Below are 19116 nucleotides of genomic sequence, written 5' to 3'. Positions count from 1 at the left end.
AGTTTATATCACAACACGCCTGTATATCATAGGAAGCACACGGAAGTTATACACTTCTATACGTCGCACGACCCAAGTATCACGACTTTAGTTGAAGCGACGCAGGCCAATTTTTCCTATATTGAGAAAATACTCGTTTTCCTTGGAGGTGTTATGTTTTGTCTTTTTCTCAAATGTCGCGCACAAAACATGCATGGCATGAGCTAATTTTATAAACAATGGTAAAGAGTTCTTTTCCCTTACTATTAGAGGGGTATATTTTTGGTACTCAGCCAAACCATGTGCTAGCATCCGTTCACTTTTTAGCTTACTGGTACGATCAAATAGAACATCACAAGCCAATACTGCCAATTCTTGAATTCGAGGATAGGTATTAGCGACAGAAAAATCGACTATCCATATTCGTCCATGTATATCTTTTAGTACATTCGTTTTGATGATATCTCCATGCGTAAAGCAATGGGGAAGAGATTGCGTGTTGAGTTTTTTTATATCACCAACAAGCGACTTAAATAGAGGCTGATCTGCTTTATCAAGATATTTCTTTTTCTTGTTAAATTCATGTAGAAAGTTTGAGATTGCCCAAGTGTCGTAAATTCTCTTTGGTCTTATGGACAGCTTGTTAATCATTGCAGTTTGATACACTATTTCACCAATGTCCTTATTGGTGAGTCGTTTTCCAGTAGTAAAGAAGTCCTTGCCTTCAACAAAGCTCATGACACAAATTCTCAACGTAATACCATTTTCTTTTACTACATGGAGATATCCCTGGCTTGACTCATAGAGTTCAGGGATCGCAATCCCGGCTCGATATACTTGAGACATAATTCCTACAATTCTTTTTGCGTCATCCGGTGTTCTTTGTGTGGAAAAGATTTTTACAAAATACCTACCTTTAGAGGTTCTTAGATAATAATTGAAATCTTCATACCCAATGGTGACAATTTTGTGGTTCAGATATTTTCCTAATGCAAAATCTCTCACAATTGTTGTTGAAAGATTTTTTAAACTCCCAGTATAATCTATTCTCCTTTTAAAACCGTTTTCCATGCTTACTGAAAATAATCTTTGTATCCGGATACATTTTCTCACTAATAATACTGGCCGGGATATTTCTATTCAACCGTAAATCCTTCAAAATGCGAGCAAACTTTCTACGATTTAAAAGGGTGCTCTTTGGTATTTTAGATAACTCGCTCAATGTGTACCATTTAAGTTCCTGTATTTCTTCGTGGTCTACGCTTATTTTTCCACTTCTTATAGTTACCTTAAATACAAAATTAATATAGTGGTTTTCTCGTTGACCTGTATAGATGCCTATTAGACTTTTAACTTTAATATTAAGATTCGTTTCTTCTTTTGCCTCGCGAATAACCCCCGCCACTAATTCTTCACCTGGATTCAAATGTCCGCCGGGGAAGTTCCATTTACCGCGGGTCGCTTGCTTGTTCTCTTTTACAAGAAGTATGCGACCCCGTTTATCCATTATCACCGCGCTAACGTGTATTAAAAATTGCATAATTATGTATTTGATTTATTCGTTCGTAAACTCCCCCACCCCAACATAGCGAAAAACGCCAGTGTGCCGGTCAAGACGATCACCGCGCCGGATGGCAGATTTAAGAAATATGATATCACTAAACCCGCGATCATAACTACTTCCGATAGTATGATTGTGACGATCAGTAATCGTTTGAAAGAGTTGGTGACCAAGCGAGCGGATGAAACCGGGATTAACAGCAGCGCACTGACTAGAATTACGCCCAGTAATTTAATTCCCAGCACCACCGACACAGCCAGGAAGATGTTCATTAATAACTGATACTTAACCGGCGATATGCCCGACACTTTGGCCAGATTCGGGTCGATCGACATTAACAGCAATTTGCGTTGTTGGGTGACCAGGAATACTAGAACCACAAACGATAGCGCTACCATCAATATCAGCTCGGCATTGCGAATCGCCAGAATATTGCCAAACAGAAAGCTGATCAACTCGGGCTGATAGCCGCTCTTGAAACTTAATAGCAAAACGCCAAATGCCATCCCGGCCGTAAACAGTAAACCAATAATCGAGTCTGATGACAGCTTGGTGGTTCGTTCAAGCACGGTTAAAGACACCGCCACCAGCAGACCAACCAGCAATGCTGTGATCAAAGGATTAACGCTGACCATGATGCCGATAGCGACGCCGGCTAAAGAAGCGTGCGCTACCCCGTCGCTGAAGAACGACATCTTGCGCAGTACCACAAAAATACCCAAGTAGGCCAGTATCGCGGCCAGTACCACGCCCGCCAGCAACGCCCGCTGCATAAATGGCAATTGAAACATCTCAATCATGGTGATGATCGGTAGCGTGTAAGTGTCCGCGGAAATCGACATCGTCTCCGTAAAGTTTTTTCAACACTTCTTGAGTCAGCGCGGTCTTGGGATTGCCCGCGCAAATCAAATCTCGATTCAGACAAATTATCTGGCTGGCGAATGAATAGACCATGTTGATCTCATGCGATATCTGCACGATCGTGACGTGATGTTCGGTATTGAGATGTTTGATCAAAGTGTAGAAGTCTTTCACGCCTTCGACGTCGATGCCGCTGGTTGGCTCGTCCAATAACAATATCTTGGGATTACCGATAATAGCTTGAGCAATCAACACGCGTTGCTGTTGACCGCCGGACAGTGCCCCCAAACGCCGCTGAGTCAAGGGAAGCATATCCACCTCCTCCAAAGCGGCTTTGATGCGACTTCGGTCAACTTTACCGCCAAACAACGCCAAAAACTCCTCCACGGTGAGCGGAAAGCTGGCATCGAATTCAAACTTTTGCGGTACATAGCCGATCAGATGGTGCGAACGTTCGACCGATCGTCCCATCACCTTGATATTACCGCTGTATGGCACCAAGCCCAGAATCGACTTGATCAGGGTTGATTTGCCGGATCCGTTGGGACCGATTACGGCCGATATCGTGCCGGTTTCAATTCGGATCGAGATATCTCGAAGAATCGCCTGTCCTCCCAGGGTAACATTAAGCTGATTTATCTCTATGGCGTTGGAAGATTTCATTTTAGGGCTTGGACAAGGGTATCTGCATTATACCGCATCATGGCCAAATAAGTATCCACCCCGGTCATGCCGCCCTCGGGGTCAAGATTGTACATCTGGATGCCCAGATCATTGACGAACGGCTCCAAAGTGCTGGTCGGTAATGTGGGTTCGGAGAAAATAGCCGGAATATTGTCCGCCCGAGCGATATCGTAAATCTTTTTGACATACTGCGGCACTGGCTCCTTGCCCGGCGAGGCTTCGAATACGGCCGCGATGGTAAATCCGTATTCGGCGGCAAAATAGTTCCAGCTGTCGTGAAAAGTGATTAACTTTTTATTAGTCATACCGGCAAAATCCTGACGCATGGATTGATCAAGCTTATCAAGCTCAATTTCATAATCCGACAGCCGCTGGTGATATTCATTCGCGTGCGCCGAATCCAGCTGGGATAATTTTTCAGAGATATTACCCGCCATAATTTTGGCATTCGGAATCGTCAGCCAATAATGCGGGTCAAATTCCTCCGGAGTTTCGCCCGGCTCCGGTTCGGCTTCACGCAGCTGAATGCCGTCATGCACCGCATACTTGGGTATGCCCAGGCTTTCCGCCGAGTCATCTATCCAGCCGTCCAGGACGTCGATGGTAAAAATTACTTGGGCGCCCGTCATGGCTTTAACTTTGTCAGGCGTTAATTCATAAGTATGCGGCGACGCGCCCGGGGGTAATATTTCCACAACCTCAAAACGTCCTCCCGCTATCACCCGAACCATGTCAGCGACAGGTTGGATGGTCGCAACGACCGTATTTTTATCTTCACTGGTTTTAGCGATGGGACTTTTCATTAACCAGTATATGGCCCCTGTCAGAACTACCGCTACCGCGACTAACCAAAGTGTTTTCTTCATTTTATCGATGTTTATTAATGACATTTTTGACACAAACCAAAGAACTCGAATGTGTGGCGCTTGATATTGAAATGATGCTGCGCGGTCATACGGCTAATAATTTGCTTTTCATTGGGAATTTCCACTTTGTGCACCTGTCCGCAATTATCACATACCAGATGATGGTGATGACGGCCAGCGGATTCATATCGGCGAATCCCATCGTCAAACATCACCCGCGTCAGCAAACCGACTTTTTCAAATTGATCCAAAATCCGATATATTGTGACCGGATTTATGGCGCCAAGTCTCTTTATAATCTGCTCAGCGGAGATCGGCCGGTTCTGGCTGTTCACATAGCTTAACAAAGCGCGGCGCTGGAAGGTCGTGCGAAGACGGGCTTGGTTTATCTGGATATCGAGGTTCTTCATATATGCAAGTTACTTGCATATACTATAAACCCGGCCTAAATACTTGTCAAATATTGTCTAATCCACCCTATTAATCGAATGGATCATAAATGCCGATCCAGCGCCTGATTGACCAATTGATCGGCGCGCTTATTTTTCTCGCGCGGTACGTGCGTAAATGTCACCGTCTTGAATTGCTGAATCAGATTCCAGGCTTTGACGAAATAGGGTTGCAGACCCTGATTCTTAACCTTGTACTCCAGTTTAAGCTGATTGACGATCAACTCGCTGTCGAGAAAGCAATCCACCAATGTTGCGCCTAATTCGTGCGCCTTGGTCAAGGCCAATATAACCGCTTGATACTCGGCCTGATTATTGGTTATCTCATCGCCAATGTACTCCGAAATGGTAGCCAGCTCGGTTGTTCTATCAAGCGCGCAGATGACCGCGCCGGCACCGCCCGGCCCTGGATTGCCGCGCGCGCCGCCATCGGTAAATGCGATCACGTGTTCGTGCGTCATACGTCTTTTTTTAAATCAATGATTTTCAACTGCAGTTCCTGGTTGCCGTTCCAGCTGTTCACGCCAATCTCATACACGGCGCTCAAGCGATCGCCGCCAGTAAGCTGTTCCGCCCAGCTGCCAAATCCGAAACCGATCATCTTGCGCGTGGTCATGGAATTGTCGCGTACCGTCAGCCGCAAATGCTTGCCGCCCGCGCCCACCAGATCCCATTGTAATACTTCCAGCTGTTCGGTCAAAAATGCCGGCACCGGATTTCCCTCACCAAATGGTGAAAATTGGCCGATCATCTCCACCAGTGGCCAGTCTATCTGGTCAAAACCGATGGCCGCGTCAATTTGCAGCTCTGGTGTCCGATCGGCTGATTTGAGATCACGGACGGCCAATTGGGACATAAGTTTTTTGAACTTACCGACCATTTCGGCATCTCGCATAGTAAATCCACACGCCTGACGGTGTCCTCCGTAATGGCTCAACAAGTGCTCCACTTCACGAAGCGCTTCGGTGATATGGAACTCTTTGACCGAGCGGCCTGAGCCAACGATCAGATCCTGCCGCTTACCGATGATAATGGTAGGCCGGTTGAATTCATCCATGATCCGCGATGCCACTAACCCAACCAAGCCGGCCGGCCAGTCGTCGCCCTGGGCGAATAGTATATAATCCATATCCGTGACCACGCCAATCTGCGTCCGAGCCTCTTGGGTGATCCGTTCGGTAATACGCTGGCGGTCTTGATTCAATTGATGCAGGTTCTGAGCCGCTGCCAACGCCGCGTCATCGTCCGGCGCCATCAGCAGTTCATAAGCCGCATTGGCGTGATCCACACGGCCAGCCGCGTTGATTCGGGGAACTATTTGAAACGAGACGGTGCGCGTGTCCAGTCCCTCGGTCTTCATGTTCATCACCAAGTAAAGCTGGCGCAATCCTGGTCGGCGGGTTTTGGCCAGTACTATCAAACCGTACTTAACTAATGTGCGATTTTCACCGATCAGCGGTACGTAATCGGCAATGGTACCGATTGCCACCAGATCCATCAGCCATTTTTCTTCCGCTTCGCCAAAGTTGTATTCGCGCAATAACGCCTGGGCCAGCTTGAAAGCCACGCCCGCGCCGCACAAGTGTTTAAACGGATAGGTTTCATCGGGTAACCAAGGATTCAAAATCGCGATCGCGGGTGGACGTTCGGGCGATGGCGTATGATGGTCGGTAACGATCACATCCATACCTAATTGATTGGCCGAGGTGATTTCTTCTACATTCGTTGTACCGCAATCCACGGTGATGATCAGTTTAGTCTTACGCCGCGCCAATTCTTTGACCGTGTCCATATTCAAACCATAACCTTCAATCTCACGGTGGGGCAAGTAAACTTCGATCGAATTTTTCGGCGCCACCATCTGCAAGGCGCTGACCAGTACCGCCGCGCCGCTGACACCGTCGGCATCATAGTCCCCGTGCACCACGATCGGTTCGCCTTCTAAGATGGCCCGTTTGATCCGATCCACCGCTACTCGCATTTCCCGAAACAAGAACGGATCCGGCACGTCCCGACCAAAGTCCGGTTTCATAAACTCGTCCATCGCCTGGTCTGTCGTCAAACCCCGGTTGTGCAATAATTGCAAAATGACCGGATGAAGTTCCGGAAATTGATCACGCACTTCTAATGGTATCTGATCGGCCACAACCCAACGTTTTGACATAGAGACACTTTAACATGGTTCGCCTATCCAGGCAAAACCGAACCGTGATTACTTTTTGGCTATTCTTAGCGTATTTTCTACCTTGGTTAATATATCCTGATAATTCCGGTGTCGCAACAACGAACGCGCCTCCGACCACGTTGCCCAGCGATACTCCCCATGTTCGGACGATAACCTGACTCGATCCCGAGTGGTAGCTAAATAGTAGGTGACCGTTTTGTGCACCAAGCCAATATGAGGCAGCGCGAAACGATATTCAATGTTCTGTCGCCAATGCGGACGGATTTTAACATTGCGAATACTGGTTTCTTCGTTAAGCTCGCGCCGGGCCGCATCAATATGCGATTCTTTTGGTTCTAATTTACCTTTAGCAAATTCCCAGTCTTTTCTCTTCATCGGCCTAATCACCAGTACTTTTCGATAGTCCGGTCGTGTCACGATAACACCGGCGCTGATTTGTATCCATCGCCCATGTTGTCTTTTCAAATACCGCGTTTGTGTCATGACCGAGCCTCGATTATCGAACGAATCCGAGCCGCCTCCTGCGCTACCACTGGTGAATCGTATTCGCCGGCGTGGGCGTGGCCCGACTCATAAGTCGGCTGTTTAGCGTCCATATGCAAATTGACCACCATACCCGTTTGCGGATCGCCATTGATGTAAACGTGAAACTGCGGATAACGCACCCGGCTTAACGGTCGCACGTAACTAATATCACCCGTTCGACGGTTAAAGAACTCAGCGTAGCCGCAAGCCCGCATTAAATTTCTCGGCGTATCGCGAAATGTTCTTTGAAATGCAATCTTCATTTCTTGTATTCACCAATTATAATCCGGGCATCGACTGCTTTTGTCCCCTCGCCCACCGGCCCGACGAACAAAGGATTGACGTCTACTTCGGATATCTCGTTGTGCTCACGTAATAATTGTCCCAGGTGGGAGGCAGCAGTCAAATAGGCCATTAAATCTAAATGCTGTTCGTGAATGAATTGCATCAAATCACGGCCGGCACTACCTAAACTCAACTGGCGCCGTAATGATTCACTAGTGAATGGCGGAAATGCAATGGTGATGGCTTTATTTTTTTCCACGTCCACGCCGCCCTTGCCCAATAGTACCATTGGCCCAAACGACGAGTCGCGCCGTCCACCGAGAAATAATTCAACGCCGCTATGAATCTGGTGTTGCAATAACCAGCCTTCGCCGATACCGCGACGATATTTAGCTGGGAATCGGCGTTCGGCAATTCTTAAAGTACGCAGCAGTTCGTGCTCGTTTTTAATACCAACCCAAACGCCTCCACCGGCCGCTTTATGTATCATGGATTGGCTGGATATTTTTAGAACCAGCGGGTAGCGCAGTGATTTGGCAGCCGCTTTGGCTTCGTGGTTGTCTTTGGCAAATCGGGTTGGAATCGTGTTGAAACCGTATGATTTCAATATACCCAAGGCCGGCTTGGGTAATATCAGCCCGGTCTGCTTGAGTGGTTTCTTGGATACGGCCGATTGAATCTTTGGAGCATGGTATTGGCCGTTTGTCCGCGCCCGCCAGAGCATATCGATCGCCGAAATGGCTTCCTCGGGATATTCGAAATGCGGTATGCCGGCTTTCGCCAAAGCAGTCCGAGCCGATGCCACGCTTTCACCGCCGAGAAAAGAAGCTACCCATAGCTTGAGGGGGTATCTCTTGGCGACTGCGATAATCGCTTGAGCCGTGGCCAGCGGCTGGGTAACAACTTGGGGTGTTAGTAATACCACCACGGCCGACACCGCCGGGTCGCTGCCGATAACTTTCAAAGCCAGTTTATAGCGTACCGCGTCGGCATCGCCCACCAAATCGAATGGATTTGATACGCTAGCCGCAGCCGGTAAACCGGCGCGTAGTTTTTTTATTGTCGTCGAGTCGGCTTGGCTTAGTTTCAAGTTGGAAGTTGCGATTGCATCCGTGGCCATAATACCAGCGCCGCCGGCATTTGTAACAATGGCAATATTATTTCCTTGGAGTTCACTACTAACCGCGCCTACCTGAGCGAATTGATACAATTCTTTGACGCTGTGAATTTGAATCGCACCGGCCTGGCGCAGCGCCGCCGCGACAACTTCACGCGGTGATGACAGCGCACCGGTATGAGATATGGCTGCCCGCTGACCCAATTCGCTCTCGCCAGATTTTATTATGACCACGGGTTTACGTTTGACCGCGGCTCGCACGGTGGCCATAAACTTTTCACCATGTTCTATGCTTTCGAGATATAACAAAATCGCCGATGTGCCGGGATCGGCCGCGAAGTAATCGATTAGATCATTTTCATTCAAACCGGCTTTATTGCCCAGGCTGATCACGGCGCGAAAACCTACGCTGGAACGGCGCGCCCAATCGGTCACCGCCACGGCTAGGGCTCCGGATTGCGATATCAGTGCCAGCGAACCGACTTGCTCAATCGGCCTGGCAAATGTCGCGTTGATGCCGGAACCAGCGTGCATGAATCCCAGACAGTTTGGCCCCAGCAGCTTGATACCATAACGCCGCGCGATGTTAATTAGTTCCTGCTCCCGGATTTTTCCCTCAACGCCCGTCTCACGAAATCCGGCTGAAATGATGACACAATTCTTGATTCTTTTTTTACCACAACTAGTTAATATCGTCGCAACCGTTGGCGCCGGCGTCACGATGACAGCTAAATCTACTCGGCCGGGAATCCGATCGACACTAGGATAGCACCGCACCGTGCCAATCTTATTGGCATTGGGATTGACCGGTACCACCCGGCCGTGCCACCGCCCCGCTAAAAGATTGCGATAGATTTGAGTGCCGAGTTTTTTTGATTCATTGGATACTCCCACGACGGCGATAACGCGCGGTCGGAAAAAACCGTCTAAACTATTGCGGCTATTGCCAGGTTTTGCCATAGTATTTTTTGGCCAGTTCTAATAGTTTCGCCCGCCGTAATAGTCCCGGCTGGGCGCCAATCTGACTCACCCCCGAACCAGAATTAATAGTTGCCATCCGCAGAGCCTTACCGATGTCATTTCGATATATTTGCAGTCCAGCCACGAAAGTGGAACCAAACGCGTCACCGGCTCCGGTCGTATCTTTCACCGGAAACGGCTTGATCGGTTCAAAGTAGCGTTTTCGTCCGTCAAACGCGTATGATCCTTTGCGTCCGCAGGTAATCAACACGATGCGCGGTCCCCAACTGCGGATAATCTTCAGCATCTGCCCAACCGATTGACCTGGCGCTGGATAGCCATCGGCCGCCACCAATTGAGTGGCCTCATCTCGATTAACGTTAAAGACTGTGGTGTGTTTCATTAGTCCGGCCAGACCGCGCCGTCCCTTGGCCAATTGATTCTCCCCCGGATTCCAGGCCAGCTGGACTTTCGGATGAGTGCGTAGATAAGCGATTAAATTGGCGGACGTGGTCGGCCAGCGTTCTTCCCCCAACGACGCGACATACAGCCATTTGGCTTGGGCGCGTTTGAGTTCGGCTTGGGTCATGACCATGGCATCGTTAGCGCCACGATAGAGATATGCAATATGCTCCATCGTTGGCTCCTGAATGGCCAAAAATGAAAAGCCGGTGCGCAATCTCTGATCTCGTTCGACAAACTTAGTTGCCACCCTTTCGCCAACCAAATCGGCTAAGATGGCGTCACCGTCCCGATCCTGGCCTACGCGTAAAAAAGCGGCCACACGCAATCCCAAGCGCGCAAAGGCTACTGCGCTGTTGGAACCGCCGCCGCCCAACAGAAAATGAATCTCTTTGGCCAGTATTTTGGCGCCATACTTGAATCCAATAAGCTTTGACTTGCCCGACTGGCTAGTGTCGGATACGACCCGCCCGGCGGGTGAAAAAAACATAATATCGCGCGTGGCACCGCCGATTGTAATAACGTCAAATGTACGCTGGAACATATTTGGTTTTGTTATTTATCCGTAAAGACCTTTAGGAAACATAGTAAGCTTGTGCCCGGTCATCGCCGCCGGTACATTGATTCGGAATAAATCCAATATCGTTGGCGCGACATCACCCAGCACACCCTCTTTCCTTAATTTCAATTTTTGAAAACGATTGGAAATTATGTACAGCGGCACCGGGTTAAGCGAATGCTCGGTGTTAACCTCGCCAGTAGTTTCATTTATCATGTCTTCGGCATTGCCATGATCACCCGTAATAAACATAACTCCATTCTTGGCCATTACGGATCGGTAGATTTGGCCCACGCATTCGTCCACTGTTTCTATGGCCAATGTTGAGGCTTTAATATTGCCCGTGTGCCCGATCATATCGGGATTCGCGAAATTTATACAAATGAAATCATACACCGACAGATTGACATTATCCACCACTACCTGAGTAATTTGTCTCGCGCTCATTTCCGGTTTGTCGGCATAATTGGCCACATCGGGTGATGGGATCATAATTCTGTCCTCGTGAGCTACGGGGTCGGCGTAGCCGCCATTGAAGAAATATGTAACGTGGGCATACTTTTCCGATTCGGCAATATACAGTTGCCTAAAATTTTTCAGCGCGACCGGCAACGTATCCTTCAGATCAACGCTGGGATAAGCCGTAAGAATGTGATCTAAATCAGGTCCAAAGTCTGTCATTGCTATGAAACGCAGATTTTTTAATACGCGCTGGCGCTTGAAACCGACAAAATCAGTCTGCACAAATGCCTTGGCCAACTGTCGCGCGCGATCGGATCTTAAATTGAAAAATATTATGGAATCATTGTCGCTAATTAACCCAGCCGGCCGGTTCTTTTCCTGTAGTACGGTAGGCTGGATAAATTCATCACTTTCTCCACGACTGTACGCTCCGACCACTGCCTCGTCGCCACTATTCTTTTTCAAACCCTCACCCATCACCAGCGCATTATAGGCCCGCTCGGTGCGCGACCATTTCTTTTTGCGATCCATAGCGTAAAAGCGCCCCATGATGCTGGCGATTTTAATATTATTCATTTTTTGTAGCAGCTTATCCAGCTCCCGCAGCAACCCAATAGACGCGAACTGCGGGGAATCGCGTCCATCGGTAAATAGATGCAGATATACCTTTTTCACTTTTGAAGCCTGTGCCATAGTTATTAGGGCCAGCAAGTGATCAGGATCGCTGTGGCCGCTCTGATTGCTGCTGAGTAGACCCATGATGTGCAGGGCGGATTTGTTGCGCTCGGCGTGGCCGATTGCCTCATGAAACGCCGGATTTTTGAAAAATGTTCCGTCATTGATTGATTTGGAAATCACGACGGCATCCTGATCCACGATCCGGCCGGCGCCAATGTTCATATGACCGGCCTCGGAGTTTCCATCCTGCCCGACTGGCAAACCGACGTATTTACTGGACGCTTGCAACTGGGTATGCGGATAGGTCTGGAACTTTTCAAAATTAGGCGTGTGCGCCAAGGTCACCGCGTTGCAATGCGACGGCGGTGCGATACCCCAGCCGTCGATAATAATCAATACCACCGGAATGTGCGGGTGTTTGCTGGGTACGGTATTTTTTTCAGTTGGCTTTATCACTAGATCTTTTTTAACTCGTCAGCTATGGCCATCAGTCGATTGTATTTAACTACCCGTTCGCCTCGGGATGGTGCCCCGGCTTTGATATACTCCGCTCTTATACCCACCGCTAGGTCGGCAATGAAATCATCGGCGGTCTCACCCGAACGGTGCGACACGAATACTTGATATTTATTTTTTTTGGCCAGTAGTACGGCATCGATTGTTTCGCTGAGCGTGCCAATTTGATTGAGCTTCACCAGCAGCGCGTTAGCCACCTTGGCGTCAATCGCCTGCCGCAATAATCGAACATTGGTGCACAACAAGTCGTCACCGATCAAGGTCATCCGGCGACCCAGCGTCACCGTTAGCTGCCGCCAACCGGTCCAATCCCCTTCACGCAAGCCATCCTCCAACCAACGGATGGGATATTTACTCGCCCACTGCTGATAAAGCTTGATTAATTCAGCCGTAGTGTAACTCCGCTGATCAGCCGATAGTTGATACCGATTGAGCTTAGGGTTGTAGAAAGTCGTCGAGCCGGCATCGACACCCAAACCAACGTCAATCCCGGGACGATAACCAGCCAACCGGATGGCAGTCATCATCCAATCAAATACCTGGGTGGTACGATCGACGGTGGGGGCGTAACCGCCCTCATTGCCCACGTCGGTATCCCGGCCGTCTTTATGGATCACGTCTTTCAAAGCGTGAAAAACTTCGGCGCCGAGTCGCACCCGGTCGGCGATTGACTTGGGGCCAACCGGCACCAGCCAGAATTCCTGCAAATCAATGTTGGTGTCGGCATGCTTGCCGCCGTTGAATACGTTGAATATCGGCGTGGGTATTTTTAACGGCACTTTTGTCAGACGCGCTAAACTGGCGATTCGTTTGTGTAACGGCTCCGATTTTGACTGGGCAGCCGCTCTAGCCACGGCCATTGAAACCGACAATATGGCGTTGGCGCCCAAACGTGACTTGTTGACCGTGCCATCCAGCTCAATCATTCGATGGTCGATCAAGCGCTGATCAGCTGGATTCATACCAGCCAATGTCTTTGAAATAATTGTATTCACATGATGGCAGGCCTTAAGCACGCCCAGCCCGCCGTAGCGCTTGGCGTCACCATCCCGCAACTCCCAGGCTTCGCTTGAGCCCTTTGACGCGCCCGACGGCACCGCGGCAACGCCAGTCGTGCCGTTGTTTAATCTGACAGTTGTTTGGACGGTTGGGTCGCCACGGGAATCAAGAATCTCATGCGCCGATATTGATTTGATCTTCAGATTCGACATATTTAGGAATGGGTTGATAATTTTAAGTATTTTAAACCGGGCAATGATTTACCGGCTAAATATTCCAGCATGGCGCCACCGCCAGTGGATATGAAATCGATGCGTTTTTCGACGCCGGAAAGCTCCAGCGCGGCTTCAGTGTCGCCGCCGCCCACAATCGTCTCGCCTTTGATCCGAGCTATGGCTCGCGCGATCGCAATGGTACCTTTGGCAAACTGCGGCATCTCAAAATAACCCATCGGACCGCTCCAGAGCACTGTTTTGGCTTGTTTAATAATGTTGGCATACAGTTTTACCGTATCTGGCCCAATATCAAGCAATAGTTCGTTGGACTTTACATTGCTGACGGCGCGCAAAGTTGTTCGCTCTGACGGACTAATCCGAGTGGCCGTGATCACATCGACCGGTATTTTCAGCTTATTATTGGTCAATTCAAGCCGGCGCGCCACTTTGACCGCTTCGTTGCTGACCCGCGATTTTCCCACCTGCAGACCCTTTATCTGCAGAATTGTATTGGCCGACATGCCACCCAGTAACACATAATCCGCAATGGACAGCAATTTCGTCACCAGCGCCACTTTATCTTCGATCTTGGCACCGCCGATAATGGCCACGAAAGGCCGCTTGGGTTGGCGCATCATCCGGCTCAGGGTCGACACTTCACGTTCGACCGTGAACCCGGATACGGTCGGAAGATACTTTTGCGGACCGACGATCGACGCTACATTACGATGCGCCTGGGCAAAAGCGTCAAAAACTTGCACATCGCCCAGCGCGGCCAGTTGCTTCATGAACTTGACCGACTTAGTCTCTTCTTCGGGATGAAAACGGACATTTTCCAACAATACTACCTCGCCCGGTTTCATTCCGGCCACGGCTGATGATACGGCTGGTCCGACGCAATCATTTAGCTTTTTGACCGGGTAGCGCAATAAAGCTGTCAGCTTTTTGGCTACTGGGTCGAGTTTGTACTTTTCAATCACTTCTCCATCTGGCCTTCCGGCCCAAGTCAGAATAACGATTTTGCAGCGTTGTTGTATTAAATAGCGCAAGGTCGGCAATGATGCGCGTATTCTGGAGTCGTCCTGTACCACAAAATGGCTGCCCCGCTGTTTTAGCGGCACATCATAGGCCACCCGATATAATACGCGGGCATTCCTTATTTTGGATTTATTCAATGTCGGTGTTGGCACGAATTTATTATAACACAAAACCGACCCCATCAACAAATGCCACCGAAGTTTAAAGAGTATCTTTGAAAAAGTCTCTTATTATTTGTTTGTACTCGTCTCGATGCCCGCTGAACAGGGTTTCATAACTACCCGCCACCGTCCACACGAGCGATTTCTCGGCTTGCAGCCGTGGCTTCATCGCCCGAACCGTCGCACCTGACCCGAATTCATCACCATCGGCTCCGATTAAAAAGATCGGCTGGTTAATCGACTCGATCTTGTCCGCTGGTGCGGCCAGATACGGATTGGACCCGCGGAACGCAATTGACCAGAGTTCAGCCAGCACTGTCAAGGGTCGCCGCGCTATCTTGTACTGATCGAACCAATGCCAAAATTCGTCGCTCAACCGGGCGCGCGGGCTATCGGCCACGATCGCCTTCACGTTCGGTAAATCTCGGGCGCCCAGTAAAACGGCACTGGCACCCATATCATAACCGAAGACACCGATCCGATCTTTATTCACGTCGTTACGACTGGCGACATAGTTGACCGCGCCAATCAGATCTTTGGTTTCCTTGTCACCATACGTAGTGACTGACGGAGCGCTTTCTCCATGTCCTCGGAAATCGAACAAAAACAAATTGTATTGATCGGCCAGATAGTATGACCAGTCGAGCGACTGGGCTTTCGACAGGCTCAATCCGTGCGCCACCACAATGGTCGGCTTGGGACCGGCATCCTGGTTTGTAGCCGGGATAAACCAGCCCTTTAATGCCTTGTCATCGGTGCTTTTGAAGTCGATAGTTTCAAAAGCCAGCTTGGTATGGCTAGGATTGCGGTCATCTTTGACCATAACCGGATGGGATTGATTGAAAAACGTGTAACCCGAAACAGCCAGCGCCGCTAGTACAACGATGATTACAATATCCCGAATGACTTTGTACAGAATTCCCATTGTTTGCACCGTTGTGGTAATACGGGTATTTTATCAGATTTCGGTCTGGTTGATAAGCGCGCCGACTAAAATCGCGCGCCTAGTTGGCCGCGGTGTTCACGCCATTAATGATGTAGCTGACTATCGCCCAAGATGGCAACACAATAACCAGTCCGACTATGGCTCCGGAAATAGTCCGTTTCGCCATGACCAGACGATCCTCGTTACCCAATGACATCAGCCACATAAACCCGCCGATAATCACCATTATCACGGCGATTATTCCCAGCAGGCTGAGCGCGTACTGAATCAAATTCAACACCGTTGTGACAGGATCGCTGGTCGGCAAACCCAACTGCCCTCCGACGTTGGTAATATCTTCTACATTCAGCGCCAGTGATATACTGGCGGCGTGTGGCGATACGTACGAGCTTGCATGGATTTGGCTAGGCAGTTCTAGCCTGTTCTGATTTAAATTAGAGCCATATAATATGGACATAATATGTTATCGTCAATAAATAATGATTTTTCTGTATTATATTGTATATCGGACATGCCGGGTTAATCTTACTTGTCTGCCAAAGACAATCCCGAGCTGTTGGGGTTCCGGTCTATTTTGCTACCCAAAATATAAAAGCCTCATCGCGTCGCTATCAACGCTTTGAGGCTATCGACTAGGCCGGCACGAACTGGAACGCGACCGTACAGTACATATTCACCAAAGTACCGATGGTGTAGCCCTCCGGGGTGTTGAATGATCCCGGTGCGCCACCGAACACGAGCTCAACGCCCAAGTACAAACTGGCTTGATCGGTCCAGATCACCACCGATTCACAGTTGCTGCTGGGGCAGATGGTCACCTGACCAATCGCCCGCTCCAGCACGATTGGAACTTCACGACGCACAACTAGTGGTCCGAAAGCACCGATACCGAAGTCAATTGCCCGCCCACCAATCTTCAGTACGGCTCCGCCAGCCACGTTGAGGTATGAGTGCAATGCCGGCAATACGGGCATCCTAGGAACAGTCTGTTGTGACATATTCTTGATCCCCAACCTGACTTCCAGCATATTCGGCTCTACGTCTTCGTATTCTTGAGTCAGCCTGTTGATAGTTCTCAGGTCGCAAATCCACCCGGGCTGTCTGCCGAGACGCAGTTCACCGCTGTAGCTAACGGCGTTTTGATCGCTACAGCACACCTTCATACCTAGATGACGTAACGGTCCGTGATCCGGCCAGCCCTGGAATAGTTCACCCGCGGGCGGCCTTCCCAGCTGGGGGAAACACCAATGCGAGTCCCCACGTAATCTGAGCCCATCGGCAGTTTGAACTTGCCGTATAGGTCCGAGTAGCGTATGTTCGCCATACGCCCAGAACGTGACTGAGCCGCCCTGGTCGGTAACGTGAGCCAGCATCTGCCCTTTTCTAATGTACATCGGCTCCTCCCAATTTGGCTGACTGTGCTTCCATCGCAGTCGTACCCAGCTAATTGCCGGGATATCTCGACAGCGAAGTAACTAGAATATTTTACCCAGTCACTTCGCTATCGAGGTATGCAAAAAGAACCATATTTGATTCAACACCTTATCAAAAACTGACATCGTTGTCAATGGCAGGTTGTTTGACATATTAATTATCTGTTATTTCATTTGCAGTGTCGGCTCGACCGCTTCTCTTATGATGCCACAACCGTGCAGTACGCCCGATCCATCGTCAAATCCCGTACCGCAACTCGAGGCAAACATTAGATTATTGCTGGTAATCTTAGTAGGATAGGTCTCGCCCCCGGCAATGCAGATGTTGAAGTCATTTTGGAAGTCCGCCAATGTGGCGTAGGCGGGACGGTTCGGCAGCACCACCACTCGCCAGTACGCCGGTTCCTGGCTAGAACCTTTGTATCGAAACTCATATTGGGTTCCGCGATCGGCATTAAATTGCGCCAACAATGCTGCGAAGTGTTCGCGCGTCAAATTGGTACCGCATTCGGACGACTGGTTATAAAGATCCTCAATATTAAACTGACTGGATACCGCCATTGAATGCTCGGTCACATTATATAGTTGATCATTCTGAGCGTATATCAGAAGTTCCGAGCTGGCCGGTGCGGGCTGTTTATCCCAGTTGACCCCGGCCGGATTAGTCAGCGCGTCCTGTTGACTGGTGTAATAGATGCCCAGTATTCCGCCGACACCAAAAACCAGCAATATTAGGATGCCATAGATAGGTTTAAGGCGGGGGTTGGTCATGGGATTTCTAAGTATTTATATTGTTGTTTGTAATTATACTCCACCTTCGTCGTAGAATAAAGTTACGCGAATTTATGAAACAAGTAATTATGCATACTGTCTAGTGGCCCGCGTATGAAATATTTCTGGTAATTACGTTTGGTGATCTTGATCCAGGCGTACTCTTTGTGCTCGAAAGATACGTTTATTTTACCGCCTAAATATTTGGTCTCAAATACTATCCAAAATAAATGTTGATCACGATGGGATCGCTTGGAATAATAAACATGACGACCCGTGGCCACGGGTATTTCTTTCAGCAAATACTTAACCTGGCTGCCAATTTCCTCGGCTATTTCGCGTTTAATTATTTTTCTTAACGAAGTATTTATTTCACCCCTGGTAACCCGGCCACCCGGCAAATCATAATACCCAGCCATTGAGTTATCATCCGGCTCCTTCAATAACAAGACTTCGCCCAGCTTATTTTTCAAGACAAGCTTCAGCGAAACGTGGTAATCCATGTTGACCGACCCATCTTTTATATTCATGTCTTTAAATAAATCAACGCAACGCTGATGTATTAATTAACTTTGCGTGGCCAGCTATATTTTACTATATTATTGCCCATCGACCAAGTGTGGTGTTAATAGAAAAGGACACATTGGATTGTGTCCCGTGCGAACGTGAAAAGGTGCGGCGCTACCTGACGACGATCAACGTCTTGGTATACGTCCGTTCGTTCATCCGGCAACGGGTGAAGTAGAGACCGCTGGGTACTCTGGTGCCGTGCTCGTCCTGGCCGTCCCAGAAGATTGACCGCGGTCCCGGTTGAAGCCGCCCGTCGTAGAGCACGCGGACTCTTTGTCCCGAGACATTGTAGACCTCGACTAGGACATTGGCAGGTGTTTCGAGAGTGAGGCGCATGACCGTACCCGCCCCCTTCATGGGATTGGGTGCCAGCACCAGATCGCCCGCGACTTCGGCTACTGACTGTGTAGCCCCGTCCTTCAGACTGATCTGTTTCACCCACACCGAGCTGGTCGACTTTCCAGCGTAGAGGTAGAGCGTGTCAACTGGATTCGGGGTCGTCACCGTGATCGTCTCGTGTACCGGGAGGTCCACGAGCCGTCTTAGCGCGTACCCTTTCCAGAGATGGAAGTTGTGTTTGGCTTCACTACCCACGGCGATGAAGACGCTGCAGGGTGAAGCGGCACCGAGGGTGAGGTCAAGCTGCAATTGACGGTTCGTCGGCAGTGGAGCGCAGGGTTGAAGTAGGGTGTACTCGTAGTAGTTGTGACCACCGTTCACATCCAGACGAGCCGAGTGGTCGTCCTGAACCGTGAAACCGGGCCACTGGAGATTGATGTAGCGCGGAGTCCAACAAGCGACCCCGCTGGTGAAGTTGCCGTTGCCGATGTAGCT

General features: G+C 49.4%; 21 protein-coding genes. All 21 read right to left on the bottom strand.

Annotation, left to right across the window (positions count from 1 at the left end):
* Nucleotides 1-87 precede the first annotated feature (87 nt).
* Entirely contained in the window at nt 88-1050 is a 963-nt protein-coding gene (locus WC734_00105; GenBank protein ID MFA6197545.1) for a phosphotransferase, read from the bottom strand.
* A complete protein-coding gene (locus WC734_00100; protein MFA6197544.1) occupies nt 1034-1519 on the bottom strand; it encodes an NUDIX hydrolase in 486 nt (161 codons plus the stop codon). The genes WC734_00105 and WC734_00100 overlap by 17 nt, the downstream gene beginning before the upstream one ends.
* Nucleotides 1520-1521: 2 nt before the next feature.
* Nucleotides 1522-2382, bottom strand: a complete 861-nt coding sequence (locus tag WC734_00095; GenBank protein ID MFA6197543.1) for a metal ABC transporter permease — start codon at nt 2380-2382, stop codon at nt 1522-1524.
* On the bottom strand, nt 2333-3064 hold the full coding sequence (locus WC734_00090; protein ID MFA6197542.1) for a metal ABC transporter ATP-binding protein: 732 nt from the start codon (nt 3062-3064) through the stop codon (nt 2333-2335). Before WC734_00090 ends, WC734_00095 begins: the two co-directional genes overlap by 50 nt.
* Nucleotides 3061-3951, bottom strand: coding sequence for a metal ABC transporter substrate-binding protein (locus tag WC734_00085; protein MFA6197541.1), 891 nt, complete (start codon nt 3949-3951; stop codon nt 3061-3063). Before WC734_00085 ends, WC734_00090 begins: the two co-directional genes overlap by 4 nt.
* 14 nt (nt 3952-3965) lie before the next feature.
* The gene (locus tag WC734_00080) at nt 3966-4361 is read right to left on the bottom strand and encodes a Fur family transcriptional regulator (GenBank protein ID MFA6197540.1); all 396 of its coding nucleotides are present in this window, start codon (nt 4359-4361) and stop codon (nt 3966-3968) included.
* Nucleotides 4362-4444: 83 nt separating this feature from the next.
* Nucleotides 4445-4861: a ribonuclease HI family protein gene (locus WC734_00075; protein ID MFA6197539.1), complete on the bottom strand. Its 417-nt coding sequence runs from the start codon at nt 4859-4861 to the stop codon at nt 4445-4447.
* A complete protein-coding gene (gene recJ, locus WC734_00070) occupies nt 4858-6564 on the bottom strand; it encodes a single-stranded-DNA-specific exonuclease RecJ (GenBank protein MFA6197538.1) in 1707 nt (568 codons plus the stop codon). The genes WC734_00075 and recJ overlap by 4 nt, the downstream gene beginning before the upstream one ends.
* A 48-nt stretch (nt 6565-6612) precedes the next feature.
* Complete coding sequence (locus tag WC734_00065) at nt 6613-7068, bottom strand: NUDIX domain-containing protein (protein MFA6197537.1); 456 nt, start codon at nt 7066-7068, stop codon at nt 6613-6615.
* Nucleotides 7065-7373 (bottom strand): hypothetical protein, encoded by a 309-nt coding sequence (locus WC734_00060; protein ID MFA6197536.1) that lies wholly within the window; start codon nt 7371-7373, stop codon nt 7065-7067. The genes WC734_00065 and WC734_00060 overlap by 4 nt, the downstream gene beginning before the upstream one ends.
* Nucleotides 7370-9472 carry an acetate--CoA ligase family protein gene (locus WC734_00055; GenBank protein ID MFA6197535.1) on the bottom strand — a complete coding sequence of 701 codons (2103 nt, stop codon included), beginning with the start codon at nt 9470-9472 and terminating at the stop codon, nt 7370-7372. Before WC734_00055 ends, WC734_00060 begins: the two co-directional genes overlap by 4 nt.
* Nucleotides 9453-10478 carry a carbohydrate kinase family protein gene (locus WC734_00050; GenBank protein ID MFA6197534.1) on the bottom strand — a complete coding sequence of 342 codons (1026 nt, stop codon included), beginning with the start codon at nt 10476-10478 and terminating at the stop codon, nt 9453-9455. Before WC734_00050 ends, WC734_00055 begins: the two co-directional genes overlap by 20 nt.
* 15 nt (nt 10479-10493) lie before the next feature.
* Complete coding sequence (gene gpmI / locus WC734_00045; protein MFA6197533.1) at nt 10494-12089, bottom strand: 2,3-bisphosphoglycerate-independent phosphoglycerate mutase; 1596 nt, start codon at nt 12087-12089, stop codon at nt 10494-10496.
* A complete protein-coding gene (gene eno, locus WC734_00040) occupies nt 12089-13360 on the bottom strand; it encodes a phosphopyruvate hydratase (protein ID MFA6197532.1) in 1272 nt (423 codons plus the stop codon). Before eno ends, gpmI begins: the two co-directional genes overlap by 1 nt.
* A gap of 2 nt (nt 13361-13362) precedes the next feature.
* Complete coding sequence (locus tag WC734_00035) at nt 13363-14553, bottom strand: phosphoglycerate kinase (protein ID MFA6197531.1); 1191 nt, start codon at nt 14551-14553, stop codon at nt 13363-13365.
* A 49-nt stretch (nt 14554-14602) separates the two neighbouring features.
* Nucleotides 14603-15487 (bottom strand): alpha/beta fold hydrolase, encoded by an 885-nt coding sequence (locus tag WC734_00030; protein MFA6197530.1) that lies wholly within the window; start codon nt 15485-15487, stop codon nt 14603-14605.
* A gap of 79 nt (nt 15488-15566) precedes the next feature.
* A complete protein-coding gene (locus tag WC734_00025) occupies nt 15567-15965 on the bottom strand; it encodes a pilin (GenBank protein MFA6197529.1) in 399 nt (132 codons plus the stop codon).
* Between the two features lie 175 nt (nt 15966-16140).
* Nucleotides 16141-16902: a hypothetical protein gene (locus WC734_00020; GenBank protein MFA6197528.1), complete on the bottom strand. Its 762-nt coding sequence runs from the start codon at nt 16900-16902 to the stop codon at nt 16141-16143.
* A 204-nt stretch (nt 16903-17106) separates the two neighbouring features.
* Complete coding sequence (locus tag WC734_00015; GenBank protein MFA6197527.1) at nt 17107-17712, bottom strand: hypothetical protein; 606 nt, start codon at nt 17710-17712, stop codon at nt 17107-17109.
* A 62-nt stretch (nt 17713-17774) separates the two neighbouring features.
* Nucleotides 17775-18242: an NUDIX domain-containing protein gene (locus tag WC734_00010; protein MFA6197526.1), complete on the bottom strand. Its 468-nt coding sequence runs from the start codon at nt 18240-18242 to the stop codon at nt 17775-17777.
* A gap of 151 nt (nt 18243-18393) precedes the next feature.
* On the bottom strand, nt 18394-19116 hold a 723-nt coding region (locus WC734_00005), incomplete at its 5' end, for a FlgD immunoglobulin-like domain containing protein (GenBank protein MFA6197525.1).

The sequence above is a fragment of the Patescibacteria group bacterium genome, from assembly GCA_041661625.1.
Lineage (GTDB): Bacteria > Patescibacteriota > Patescibacteriia > JAHIZJ01 > JAHIZJ01 > JBAZUB01.
Note: the sequence above shows the minus strand (reverse complement) of the source record. Positions and strands in the feature narration are given on the sequence as shown.